Origin of the sequence: Roseiconus lacunae, from assembly GCF_008312935.1 — a bacterium.
GTDB lineage: Bacteria > Planctomycetota > Planctomycetia > Pirellulales > Pirellulaceae > Stieleria > Stieleria lacunae.
Genome location: NZ_VSZO01000053.1, coordinates 86375 through 99188 on the forward strand (window position 1 = coordinate 86375; position 12814 = coordinate 99188).

Here is a 12814-nt window from a genome sequence, read left to right on the forward strand (position 1 = left end):
ATGTTGCTGAAATCACTTGACGCAATTGGCATCCACCAACGGTGGATGGTTTCGGACCACCCGGCGACCGGATTTCGAATATACTCGTGACGTGCTTCGTTCCAGTTTGATTCGAAGGCCTTTCCGCGTGGCGGTCGCTGGGATGTGCTGTGATGCCCCTGACTAGAACGCGTCGGCTGATGAATCACACCTATTATTTAGAGAACCAGGCATGTGTTACTGCGTCTACTTTCAACTTGTGGGTAACGGTACTCGCCGCGAGTCTGTCCTGTTTCATTCAATATCGCGGCGGCTTCGGCTACTACTGGACCCTCGTGTTGAATTTAGACAAAGCATTCGATCTATTTCGTTATTCGTGTCGTTCTTGTCTCGATCGGAGGTCAGGTTCAGTGCTTCGTATTCTTTTATTTCTCTTCGGATTTGTTTGTTCAACCCACGTCTCTGCGGCACCCACGGTGGTGTTCGATTTTGAGACGCCGGAGTTACCCGGAACTGGGAATATCAATGTCCCAACGTTCGGCCCGGTTTCGTTCACCGAGCAAGGGGTGACGATGACGATCACTCATGAGAATGATGTGGAATTCGCTTACAACCGAAGAACCAGTACGGCGTTTACCAGTCGCTTTGGATTTCAAGCATTTAGCGCGTTCGGGGATTCTGGGGGTTCGAGCCGTTTTGACCCCGGAGCGTTCTTGTTGGATTTCGACACCGTTATTACCTCGATTTCCGTGGACATGGGAGACTTTGGTGTCGAAGCCGACGATCTGTTGGTAGAGGCCTACAGCGGTCTCGGGGCAACCGGAACCTTAATTGGAACAGGAACTGGGTTTGTGCCCGACGTATCAGGATTCCGCTTCGATACCGTAACTGTTTCTGGTGAAGGCATTCGTTCGGTACGTATGATTGGCGGTAGCGAATCGATCCCTAATTCGGTGTTCTACGACAACATCACGGTCACTTTGAGTGCGATTCCCGAGCCGAGTGGAGCGTTGTTTTTTGCTGCATTGCTTTGCGGCACTACACTGCTCAGACGCAGAGGCTGAGTTGCGTCGAAAGAGAGTGCGGGAACGCTAGCCACAGTCGACGAGTTAACCGCAGTCGTTATCACTGAGACGCCCAAGGAATGACCTTGGGCGTCATCGCTCCTTAGCGTGGGAACTGCTCTCACGAACCCCGTTGTATTCGCCCAGACGTTCATCGGACGGAAGATGCGCGGGCAAATCAAAGTGCGGCCTTGGGTGGCTATTAATGTAGGCTGCGATGTCAAGAGCTTCTTGCACCGTCAAGTCTTCATCGTTGAGCGGCATCGCGACTTTAAGCCAAGAAGCGAGTTTCGGAACTCGGCTTAGCCCTGCACCATCATTGTATGAGTTTGGGCCCCACACCGGAGGATTCGACAGATCACCCAGCCCGTCGTTGCCGTGGCAATCGGCACATCGATCGACGTACAGCGTTTTGCCTCGTTGGACGTTCGCTTTCATTCCTTCAAGATTGACCGCAGGGGTATGGTTTGGTCCGAGAGGTTTTAAAGGGTTCAGCTTGATCGAGTCGCCCTCGGATAGCCATGTGATGTACGCGGCGATTGCGACAGATACCTCGCTTCCGTTGGGAGGACGCTGTCCATTCTGGCTTCTCATGAAACAGTTAAGAATGCGGTCTTCCAGCGTAATGACACGTTGTTCCCGGGGGGACCAAGCCGGGTAGGCGGTCGCGGTCTTCAGGAAGGAACCAGCATGGCGATTCCGCCCCGAATTTAAGTGACACGACGTGCAATTGAGGTCGTTGCCGACGTAGCGGCTTGAAAGCGGATGCTGCGATGTCTGGGTGATGATCGATTCGCCTAGCTTGATGACTTCGCCAAGTCTGCCCGCGGGAAGTGTATTGCCCGCGATGCTCCTCGTTTCACCTGCGAATCCGACAGGTTGATTTAGCAGAAGAATTGGCATCCAGGTCAGGGCATACAACAGCGTCATGCCAATGTTCTGTGGGATCATTTTAGAGGCCAACCGATCGAACAAGTGAACTAGCGAAGGCAACGCCGACAGAAGTCCGCGCTGTTAGCTGGGAATGCTCGGTCAATCAAACCGTCCGCCAATCAGCGGCGATCAATCGATTTCGTAGCGTTGTTCGACAATCTGGCACAGTTCATTAAGAAATTGCTCGACGGTGCCGCCGTTCTTTACATCCGTTTCGATTCGGCGAATCTCATTGGCTAATCCATAGTCGCAAAACAGAGTCGCGATCCACCTCGAAAAATCATGGTGTCGACTATGGCGTGAGATGATTTCCGACGGTACAGACTTTGCCGTGTCGACTAGTTCTCGTAGTGTTCCGGCCGAAGTCCCAGTCGCTTGGCCATTTCGGGTAAAGACGAACCGGTGTGCCTCCGAGACCGGTACATCGAAATACTTCGTACGATGGCGAACATGGGCGGTGAGTCTTGGCGCGACGACAAACTTTCGCAATCTTCCGTCGGCTTCTTTCGATGGTGGAAGCAACGCGGCCTCGTTGATCCCCAGATTCGCAAGACGCTCGTACCAGTCATGTGAGTCGATTGCCGACCCGCCTTTGTTGTCGAGTAACTCGCGTAGCACATCGACCTCCAAATGTTCGGCAAGCCGTGTCACGGCGACAACATCAATTTTCGCTAGCACATCCGATTGCATCTGCGAGGGGCGATAAGTCACGAGAGTGTATCCGGCGAGTTCACTGTCGAGCAATTGTTGCTCGGACGGCTCGCGAAAGAAGTAATGGCACTCGTCAAGCATGATTCGATGCGGGAAGCCACGTTCGCGCCGATGCTGGGTCACGAGTGGAAGGTGACGCTGGATGTAGCGGCATTTCTCCTCATGATTCAAATGCGAAAGATTGAGGACAAGGTTGATGCCCTGCTGGAGCAACATCTTCAAGTCATCGCCGTAGGGCAGCTGTCTTCCGCCTCCCAAAGCCAGGGTGTTGGGAAGCGAAGCGAGGCCGCTGTAATCTCCTTCGGGGTCGAAAACGTAGACGATGTAATCCTGAAGAATTTGCTGTTCGGCCAAGACACCTGCCAGCCAAGATTTCCCGCTTTTCGAATCGCCCGCGACAAGAACATTACGACCGCGGATCAGCATTTCAAACGGAGCTTCGCCATCAATTTCTTCCAGGACGATTTTTCGATGACTGGTCGATTCGATGGGCATGCGGATGCCCGCGGAAAGCTGATCGATGTAATTGGCCAGCGCCGCGGGGCCGTCACCCGTCACGACTCCGTCCGCCGCTTGCTGCAGACGTTTGGAGCCCCAACCGACGGCAACGCCATGTTCACAGGCGGTAAGCAGTTCGTGGTCATTTTCGGCATCACCGATGCCGATCGCGTTGTGGATCGAAATCCCCAAGGTATTGAGCAGATACCGCAGTCCGGACGACTTGCTGATCGATGCCGGCAACAGCATCATTCGTCCCCGATTGAACGTAATCGCCAGTGGTAGTTCCAGTTCACGAATCAAATCGATCGCGATGTCTGCAAACTGGGCATCCAGTTCGACGACACATCGCCCGACTTTAAAATCAATGCCGCGACTGGTCAGTTTTTCAATCAGGTCCAGCGGCGGTGAGGCGCCGAGCACGGTCACATGGCCGCTGGGAAGTGCAACGACGGCCCCATTTTCTGCAACGACTCCGTCAACAAAGTCGAGCGTCCCTGCGACGAGTCGCAGTTCAGACAAGATCCTCCCGGTGACAATCACAACGGACATGCCACGCCGGCGGGCACGATCGATGGCCCCGCGGACATCGTTATTTAATTGTCCGTCAATGGCGATCGTTCCGTCGTAGTCAGTCGCGATCACTTGTAGACGCATTGAAATACACCCCCTTCCGATCAGCCAACGCTGCACGACACGCTTGCAGTCCGATTTTGGTCTGGAAAAGTATACGCCACGGGGCGAACAAGTCCTGCGGATTCTCGTTACCCGGCGCTGATCGATGACTGCAACACATGTGCCGCCGGGCGGGTTACGATAGGCTTCACCGCTAACGTACTTCCGAGACACTTACCTAACGCTCAACTTTGTCTTCACCATGGAAAATTTGAACTCGGCAAACGAAGTCAATCGACGGCAAGCTTTAGGCGTGATAGGGGCATCCGCGGTAGCGATGCAGACAAACAGGGTCGGCATCGGTACGGGCGAAGCTTTTGCCCAGGAAGGCAGAGGTAACGATCCCTCTGATCTCGAAGTACTTCCGCCGAGAAACCGAATTCCGCTTTCGTTCATCATCGATGACTCGACATGCCTGGTGAACATGGGGCATTTTTGCATGCCACAATTCGCAGCCGCCTGGCCGGAGCGTGAAGTTTATCGGCAACCGTGGAAGGACTGGCCTCGCGAGATCCCTGATCGCTTTGTCCGTGAGTTTGGCGAGTGGTGCGCCGAGTATTCCGTCAAAGGAAAGTACAGCATCGTTCCGTATCCCGCTTGCGTCGGCTGGGTTGACCGATTCATTCCGGGCTGGTCAAAGCGAGAACTCGATGATTCGCTCGCCCTCGTTCGTGATCTAATGGTTCCGAATTGGGATATCCACCCCGAGATGATTTCGCACACGCGTGTCGTCGACCTCAAAACCGGTCGCCCGATGGACGAAGCGACGTCGGCCACGATGGAAAATAGCTTCCCACAAACCGACATCAGTACGGATTACTTGGCCGAATATTTAGCGTATGCCCTGCGCGTTTTAAAAAACTGTGACTTGCTCTGTGAAGGCATCACGACTCCGGGCGGGTTTGGCAACCGTGTTAAAGATAAGTTGCCAATTGCCGTTCACCAAGCCGTCCGGGATGTCTACGGAACCGAACTTCCACACTATTTCAAATATGTTCGTGGCGAACAGGAAAGTACCGTTCCGACGCTCGAGTATATCGATGACTCAAACACGGTCGATCGACTGACAATCAATGTCCCTGCCGGTACCGGGGATTGGTTCGGCGGCTGGGAAGGCACTCAACAAAGCGATCCAGATCGGTATTGCGATGAAGATGCGACCGGCGGACGTATGGTCGAGATGATCAAGCGTGGCGAACCTGCGGTGATGTTGTGCCATTGGCCGGGAATGTACTGCAACGGTAGCAAAACAGGTTTCAAGGCGTTCCAACGCGTCGTGCGTTCGTTGAAAGCACGTTATGAGGATCAGACATTATGGATGAAGTGTAGTGAGATCGGTCGCTACTACGCTGTCAAAGCCCTGGTCCGCGTTTCACGTGTAAACGAGACCACGATTGAGATTGACTCACCGTTGGCCTGCGATGACTTCACACTTAAGTTGTCGACGAAAGGAACCATTGTCCCGAGCAACGTGAAAAGTGAACACGGTCAAGTTGATCTAAAGAACGTAAGAAATCCGCCGCAGCTTTCCGCCGGCACGTATGTCCGCAACGGTGACGAATCTCATGTCTGCTTTCAACTCGCGAGCGGGAAAAGCCGTCTCGAACTTGCGTTGGCGTGATCACACGATTCAAACGGTCGGTTGCGAACGCTTGCGTCAGGTTCGCTTGCTTGGCATCCGTGTCACCACGGAGAACACGGCGTCTAAACCAAGATCTCGAGATACGGTTCGCACTTGCCGTGCGGCGAACAATGGGCTGCCTTGGCTATTCGAGCATCGATTCGAGTGAACGCTTCAGGCGGTCGAGGGCGGATGGGGCGATTTCCGGATACTCGTCCGCATTTAGCTGGCGAACCTTTTCTATCGCAGCCGACACCCGACCGGTCATGCCAAGAAGCTGCGCACGCAATAGTTGGTAGCGTCCGTTTTCAGGCTCGAGCGCGACGATCGCGTTGGCGTATCGCAACATCGATTCGCCATCATTTTTCCGTCCCGCCGATCCGATCAAATTGTTCAGCATGCGCACAAGAATTTGCCGAGGCGTCGCAGCCTGGAGGTCCGAATCGATCGGTTGGCGACCGGTATGTAGTGAGACAATTTGACTGATTTGACCGTCCGTCAAACGCTTTCCACGATCGAACACATCAATGTAACTCGTTTGCGATTCCGATTGATGACGAACGATGAAATGCCCCGGCAAGCCGACACCCTCGACCGTGACTCCCAATCGCCAAGCCAATTCGATATACAAGACTGATAACGTAATCGGTAGTCCTTCACGTTCATCAATCACCCGGTTCAGGTGGCTATTGGCAGGATGGTAGTACTCTTGCCGACTTCCGTGATAACCGAACTCTTCGAATAAGTATTGATCCAGGGACCGCAACTTCGCAGCGTCGTCTGCGTCATCGGGAAACATCGCTCGGATGTCGTCGGCCATTTCGTTGATCCGATCACGATAGGCACTAACTTCGAGTTGAGGATGATCCAGCTTGGCGATCAAAAGCGCGCCACGGAGCAATCGTTGGTCCGGTTCGGTTTGGTCGAGTTTGCTTAGCTCGTCGATCGTCGTGCGCGTTTCGATATCATCGGCAAATTGACGCAACCGATCCGCTTGTTGTTCGAGTTGTTTTGCTTGTCGATTGAGTTCGCGTTTGGTTAAAAAAGGCGTCTGGGCCAAGAGGGTTCGCTGCTGTTCGGTGACTGAATCGATTGGCAATTTCGGCAGCTTCAAACGTTCCAGCACCATTGCGGCTTCCTCACCGAATTTTGCCGATTGGATCGTTTCGGCAATACGAAACCGAGTGAATGTGGCTTCGGTCGATCGAAATTTTGCCAAGCCGACTTTACCTTTGATGAATTTTCGATCCTTTGACTTGATAACCCGGTGACCGTTGACGAAACACTGGATCGCGTCGCCATCGAGTCTCACTTTTAATTCGTTAAACTCGCCCGGCAAATAATGTTCAGAGTCAACTTCTGCGAGGATATCCCACTGGAACACCGATGGGCCTCGAAAGCAGGTCAGCCGCAATTTTCCGCCGCTCGGATAAAAGCCATAATGCAAATGTTCGCCGTCGCTATGAAATGCCAAACCTGCGGCGCCGGATTCATCATTCAAGCGGACGTTGACGGCAACTTCGAATGTTCCTTCCGGCGGTTGCTTCTCCGACAGTAGCAGCGCGCGGCCTCCGAAGCTTGTCCCCTGGCCGTTGGCGACCAACGCCCCACCGCGCTGCTTCCAAACCGGGCCGAACACAGGCTGCCACGCGTCCTGGTTAAGGCGTCCAAGCTTCACCCAGTTTTCCATCGCGATTGGATTGGGATGCTCGACCAATTCGGTCAAACGCTGGATCGGGATCGCAAAACCGAGGTTGTCTTCGATCGCGGATTTCATGTTTACAATCCCAACGACTTGGCCATGCAGATCGACCAGAGGGCCGCCGCTGTTTCCCGGTTCGATCGGCATCGCCAACTGAAGCAGCGTTTGACCGTCGATTTCTCGTTCCGCCGATACGATGCCTTCGACAACACTCTTTTCCAAGCCAAATGGATTGCCGAAAGCTAGCACACGCGTCCCTTGCTGTTGTGAAGACGGTTGCGCGGGCCGAAGTGGAGCGATCCGCCCTTTCACCTGCCGATCAACTCGTAGCACCGCCAAGTCCGCCGAGACATCGGATGCTTCGACGGCAAGGACTTCGATCGAATTTCCGTCGGAGTCGTTGACGACGATCGGCCGGCCTTCGCCAATGACGTGATGATTGGTGGCAATCAGTGTTGGGGAAACATAGAAACCTGTCCCGATTCCCGCTTCGCCACCGTCACGACCTTCGATACGGATTGTCACCACGGCAGGTTCGACCGTCGCGATCAACTGTTTGTATGAACGTTGCTCAAGCGAGTGCGGCTCGTCCACCTGCTGCACATGATCTGGTATGGACGAATCGCCCGCACCTTTCCTCACTGCGTTTTGAATCTGTGTGGGGGCTTCGGCCGCAGTTTGAGCCTCGGCGATCTGGTGCGATGCGGATGTTGCTAACACGGCTAACACGGCGCTGCCCAAACATTTCAATCGGAAATCCATCTTGGAAGCCTGTTGGCGTTGATGCGATGTCACTGAAGTTTCAACCAGTGATTGTATCTCATTAGACATCGGAACATTAATTCCACCATTTATCGCTGTTACGGACGCCTGGCGCTACAAGAGCGATGTGTCGTTCCTGGGCCAGGAATCACCGCGGAAGGAGATACCTACCGTCGTCCCGCAATAACCGCGGCGAATGCCCATCGGCGGATGATTCGAACCCGTATTTTCAAATGGAACGAAACACTAAAGTGGGTCGCCGATGAGCTGCAGCAACCCGTACGCTGTCAGCATGCCTCGAAAGGACCAGAGGACGGTTCGGATCCAGTTGGTACCGACCAAACGTCGATAGTCGGTTTCGGTGAATTGACACGTCAATCGTTGGTGACAGGGGACTTGCAATGCAAATGTCGAAACCCAAATCAAAATCACCGCGACAAGGCCTATCGACATCGCCCAGTTTGAGAGTCCGGTAGGTGTCGCAAGGGCAAGCCAGATCGATGATGCCAGCTCTGGCAGCATCGCCGGGATAACGACAAAGGACATTGCGTTACAGTGAGCTTTCTCGTAGCCAACGAACTGTTCGCTTCCGATTCGGTTAAAGAGCTTGTAGTGAACCAGCTGAACTGTCCAGATCACACCGACCATGTACCAAGTCGATAAAACGTTGATCAGGAACACCGCCGAACCAGTCATTCACTCGACTCCAATCGGTCGATCCCCAAGCAATAGCGTAGCGCGTCCTGGGCGTGCTCGAAACGGAACTCGTAGCCAGTGTCTTGCAACACACCTGGCACCGCTTTTGTACTGGCCAGCAACAGCGCATCGGCCATTTCGCCAAGTGCAAGACGCAATCCGGCTGCCGGCGCAGGCAGAAGCGCGGGGCGAGAGAGTACTCGACCGAGCGTTTGCGCGAACTGCTGATTGGTAAGCGGGTGCGGTGCGACAAAGTTAATTGGACCGACGACCTGCTCCCGACAGATCGCGTGGTACAGACCACCAACGACGTCATCGAGCGCGATCCAGCTCCACCACTGTGTGCCTTTCCCCAGTCGCCCACCACACAATTTTGCGGGGAGCAGCATTTTTTCGAGGGCGCCGCCTCGGGGATCGAGCACGATTCCGAAACGGGCGTTACAAACCCGAATGCCCGCTTTTGCTGCGGGCTCGCAGGACGCTTCCCACTGCTGAGCCACCGAAGCGAGGAAGTCATCGCCGGTCGCAGCGGATTCTGGAAGAGTCGCGTCACCTTGATCGCCGTAGATCCCAGTCGCCGAAGCACAAACAAAGACTTTGGGTGGGTTTTGCAGCGACGCCAAAATCGTCGCTAGTTTGGTCGTCAGTTCCACACGACTTTTACGGATCTGTTCTTTGACCTCGTCCGTCCAACGCTCTGCCGCGATCGATTTTCCGGCAAGGTGAATGACTGCGTCGACGCCATCCAGCTTTGCGGCCTCCTCATTGTTACTCCAAGGCGCGATCGCGTTATGGGGATCGGCTGCCTTTTCGAGCGATCGCTCCATACGGATGACGCGATGGCCGATAAGGGTCAAAAACGAAGCAAGGCGTCGGCCGACCAACCCAGACGCTCCGGAAATGGCAATCGACATCGGGTTTGAAGGGTGTTTGTTTGCGAGCTTGAGATCGTCAAGCGTGACTCGATGACGATATGCAAACATGCGTTCGAGTTGTTGTCGCGCGATACTGCTGCCGAACAGTTGACCGAGAGAGCCGAGCGGAAGCTGATACCGAACGTCATCGCGGAGAACGCAATGGCTTGCCGAATCATTTTGAAATTCGTGCCGGTGCTCCCAGACAGCGAAGGGGCCGGATCGCTGTACGTCGGCGAATAAGCGAGGTGGAGCATACTCGGTATGTTCGGCAACCCAGCGGACCGATTTAGGTCCAAGGTTGACCTTCATGACGACCGTACTGCCAGGTTTCAGGCTGCCATCGTTACTTTCGATTTGCACCGATTGCCACGGCGGTATCAATCGCTCAAGGGCCCCGGGGCGGTCGTGATACTCGAACGCTTCGGCAGCATTGACGGGCAAAACGGTGGAAGCGACGAATTGCTGCACAGTTAGAAAGCTTTCGATCAGGGAGAGAAGAAGGAAGGCGGGATCACTGAGGCTCAAGTTCGGCCAGATTTGCACGGCCAGCCATCGCACGCAGTTTCTCCATTGCACGGCGTTCCAACTGGCGAACGCGTTCTTTGGAAACCCCAAGTCGGTTGGCAAGTGATTGTAGCGTGTGGACCTTTCGGTGGGCGCCCAGTGAGAACCGTGCTCGGATGATTAGCTTCTCTCGACGGTCGAGGTCATCAAGCATCACTGAAAGACGGCTGCGTAGTTCGTGCCATCGCTTTTCGCTGATCGCCGACTCGCGGCCCTCATCGGTCAGATCAAGGTCGAGGTCCTGAAGGCCACCGACGGTTTTTTGACGCTCTTGTTGCTTCACGACCACGGTCCGGTATGAGTTGCGGCGAATCACTTGCGTCGCGTAAGTGCTGAACCGGAACCCGCGGTCGAAATCAAATTTCTCGACCGCACGGATCAATGCAACGATGCCGTCGCTTAACAAGTCATCGAAGTTGTTATTCGGATTGACGAATTTCTTGACGATCGAAAACACCAGACGCAAATTCGCTTCGACGATTCGATCGCGATGCCACTCGGCCAGTGCGATGAAGCGATCGATCAATTCCATCCGCACTCGCGATGGACGTTGCGGGTTAAGCTGGCTGCGGTGGACCTCGGCCTGTTGAAGCAGGTAGTTCATCCGCTGAAACAGCATTCGCTCCTGCTCGGGTTTTAGTAGAGGAGCTTCGCACAGCCGGCCGAGGTGAATTGGCATGTCGATGCCACTACGCCGTACGGCGGCGATCCCAAGTTCGGCTTTTCGTGGTGCCAGTTCGAGCGGGGTGTCAAAGATTTCCTTCCCAAGTTGTGGGTCGCTGAATTGCGGGTTCGAAATGAAACCGAGCTCTTCTCGGAGCCGTCGCTTGATGGCCGTTTTCAGCTCCTCGTTGCTCAGGCCATCGTAATTCCTAACCAGTGATTCAATTTCCTGATTCGCTTCGGCGAGTTCATCGCATCGCACCCAAGCGGGTTCGCGAGCCCGGATCTTTTGTGTGGTCGTGTTGCCGCTCTCGGGAGAGCCGGTGCTGGTGACGGTCGCAGAAGCCATGGGAGATCCTTGAACTCAAGCCGGAAGACGATCAAGTCGTTCAAAACGTTCATTACGGTATATGCTTGTGACCGATCGTGGACAATAGCGGACAACCGCATTTATTGAGAAATTTCTTTTTGCAACGGTTTACCGCCACCAAACCGCCGCTTTTACGGGGTATTGTGCAAATTTTAGAGAGTCGCCCCGCTTCAGGTTTTTCCGGTTCTAACCAAGAAAACGAGGTCCCCGAGTGTCCAAAGCCAAGGAAATGCTTCGTCTGACCGGATAGAAATGAACGTTTTGGGGCATCGCCGAAGTCCGGAACGCGTCAAATTTAAGAAATTCGAACTTGGCGAGATGAACGTTTTCGCTACGATCTGATGCGTGAGTGAACGATATCAGTCCGAAACGTTCACTCGCTCCGACCTTCGTTATCTAACTTCCCAAACGTCCCGAAGTCTGTTTCAACCGTGGGTTCCAAACGCGTCCAATTCTCGCCGAAGGAAGTTGCGCAATCCCTTCGCGTCAGTGAGTCGTCGGTCAAACGATGGTGCGACAAGGGGGCAATCCCAACAATTCGCACTGTTGGAGGGCACCGTCGGATCACGCTTTCGGCGCTGCGTGAGTTCCTGCGCAGCTCCGACCGTTCGTTGGTCGACCCATTGGTACTGGGAATCGAAGAGGCGGAGCTTTCGCTGGCAAACCCGCAAACGATCGTCCGTCCGTTGATCCCCGGCGACGGCCGAGAGCCTTCGCAACAGGAATTTCGTTCGGCGTTAGCGGTTGGTGATGAGGATCGGTGCTTGCGGTTACTGATGGACCGTTTGTCACTCGGATGGAGCCGCTCCGAAGCGGCCGAAGACATGATCACCGACGCCATGCGGGCGATTGGCAACGCCTGGGATTGTGGCGATTTGGACGTCTATCAAGAGCGGCGAAGTTGTACGATTTGCCACCGATTGGTCGGGCAATTACGCGATAGCTTGCCACCGATCGAAACGGGGGCGAGTGTCGCGATCGGTGCGTCTCCCGAATCGGACCCTTATCAGTTGCCGACCGCGATGGTTGAGTTGGCTCTTCGTGAAAACGGGTGGAATGCTATCAACCTAGGGTGCAATCTTCCGGTCGCCTCGTTGATTCGCGCGGTCGAGGATTATCAACCATCGCTTGTTTGGTTGAGTGTCACATCGGTTGCGGATGCGGAAGGGTTTATTCGTGAGGAAAACCGACTCGCGAATGCTCTCGGGGAGAATACCTCTCTGATTGTCGGCGGAAGTGCCCTCGACGACGAGCTCCGCCCCCGGCTTCGTTATACGGCGCATTGTGACAGTTTGCGTCATCTGGTCGAGTTGGCTTCTGTTTTACGTCGCCAGGCTCCGCCGTCTCGAAATTAGCTTGTTGGCAGAAACTGGATTGGTGTTCGCCGGTTGGTGTTCGCCGCGATGGTGCTGCTTCGGGTATTGTGCGGCGCCGGTTTTTTCGTTGAAACGGTCGTTTCGGTTTGAAATAAGAGCTCGGTGTTTAAAACGCATTTTGGACCTCGATCCTGTGCTTGTCACCGCCTCAAAAGGTGTTTATGGGACTTGAGCGAATCGCTCGGCGATGTCCAAAAAAAGCTCGTTTCGTGTCTTCGGTAATCGCATCAGCGTTGACATCCGATCGCGAGTCACCCTACGTTTGTAGACGATCCGCTTCGGC

The 12814-nt window shown here is 54.5% G+C and carries 9 protein-coding genes; 3 read left to right on the forward strand and 6 right to left on the reverse strand.

Annotated elements, in window-relative coordinates:
* The first annotated feature begins 389 nt into the window (after positions 1-389).
* Positions 390-1043, forward strand: coding sequence for a hypothetical protein (locus FYC48_RS23465; RefSeq protein ID WP_160149735.1), 654 nt, complete (start codon positions 390-392; stop codon positions 1041-1043).
* Positions 1044-1136: 93 nt separating this feature from the next.
* Here FYC48_RS23465 and FYC48_RS23470 read toward each other — a convergent pair whose 3' ends face one another.
* Positions 1137-1973 carry a c-type cytochrome gene (locus FYC48_RS23470; protein ID WP_235034390.1) on the reverse strand — a complete coding sequence of 279 codons (837 nt, stop codon included), beginning with the start codon at positions 1971-1973 and terminating at the stop codon, positions 1137-1139.
* Positions 1974-2105: 132 nt separating this feature from the next.
* Positions 2106-3842: an HAD hydrolase family protein gene (locus FYC48_RS23475; protein ID WP_149499235.1), complete on the reverse strand. Its 1737-nt coding sequence runs from the start codon at positions 3840-3842 to the stop codon at positions 2106-2108.
* A 220-nt stretch (positions 3843-4062) separates the two neighbouring features.
* Between FYC48_RS23475 and FYC48_RS23480 the strand changes: the two genes are divergently transcribed.
* A complete protein-coding gene (locus FYC48_RS23480) occupies positions 4063-5481 on the forward strand; it encodes a hypothetical protein (RefSeq protein ID WP_200836686.1) in 1419 nt (472 codons plus the stop codon).
* A gap of 145 nt (positions 5482-5626) precedes the next feature.
* On the opposite strand, the gene FYC48_RS23485 is transcribed toward FYC48_RS23480, so the two are convergent.
* The 4 genes from FYC48_RS23485 to FYC48_RS23500 form a co-directional block, all read right to left on the reverse strand.
* A complete protein-coding gene (locus tag FYC48_RS23485) occupies positions 5627-8014 on the reverse strand; it encodes a transglutaminase family protein (RefSeq protein ID WP_149499236.1) in 2388 nt (795 codons plus the stop codon).
* Positions 8015-8191: 177 nt separating this feature from the next.
* Complete coding sequence (locus FYC48_RS23490) at positions 8192-8641, reverse strand: hypothetical protein (RefSeq protein ID WP_149499237.1); 450 nt, start codon at positions 8639-8641, stop codon at positions 8192-8194.
* Positions 8638-10101 (reverse strand): TIGR01777 family oxidoreductase, encoded by a 1464-nt coding sequence (locus tag FYC48_RS23495; protein WP_235034391.1) that lies wholly within the window; start codon positions 10099-10101, stop codon positions 8638-8640. Before FYC48_RS23495 ends, FYC48_RS23490 begins: the two co-directional genes overlap by 4 nt.
* Positions 10070-11134, reverse strand: coding sequence for a sigma-70 family RNA polymerase sigma factor (locus FYC48_RS23500; RefSeq protein ID WP_149499238.1), 1065 nt, complete (start codon positions 11132-11134; stop codon positions 10070-10072). Before FYC48_RS23500 ends, FYC48_RS23495 begins: the two co-directional genes overlap by 32 nt.
* 452 nt (positions 11135-11586) lie before the next feature.
* Here FYC48_RS23500 and FYC48_RS23505 point away from each other — a divergent pair, with 452 nt between their 5' ends.
* On the forward strand, positions 11587-12510 hold the full coding sequence (locus FYC48_RS23505; RefSeq protein WP_149499239.1) for a helix-turn-helix domain-containing protein: 924 nt from the start codon (positions 11587-11589) through the stop codon (positions 12508-12510).
* Positions 12511-12814 lie beyond the last annotated feature (304 nt).

Bases quoted from the DNA above. Each gene is read 5' to 3' on its own strand.
- FYC48_RS23470 (WP_235034390.1), bottom strand. From the start codon at position 1,973: ATGACGCTGTTGTATGCCCTGACCTGGATGCCAATTCTTCTGCTAAAT.
- FYC48_RS23475 (WP_149499235.1), bottom strand. From the start codon at position 3,842: ATGCGTCTACAAGTGATCGCGACTGACTACGACGGAACGATCGCCATT.
- FYC48_RS23480 (WP_200836686.1), top strand. From the start codon at position 4,063: ATGGAAAATTTGAACTCGGCAAACGAAGTCAATCGACGGCAAGCTTTA.
- FYC48_RS23485 (WP_149499236.1), bottom strand. From the start codon at position 8,014: ATGTCTAATGAGATACAATCACTGGTTGAAACTTCAGTGACATCGCAT.
- FYC48_RS23490 (WP_149499237.1), bottom strand. From the start codon at position 8,641: ATGACTGGTTCGGCGGTGTTCCTGATCAACGTTTTATCGACTTGGTAC.
- FYC48_RS23500 (WP_149499238.1), bottom strand. From the start codon at position 11,134: ATGGCTTCTGCGACCGTCACCAGCACCGGCTCTCCCGAGAGCGGCAAC.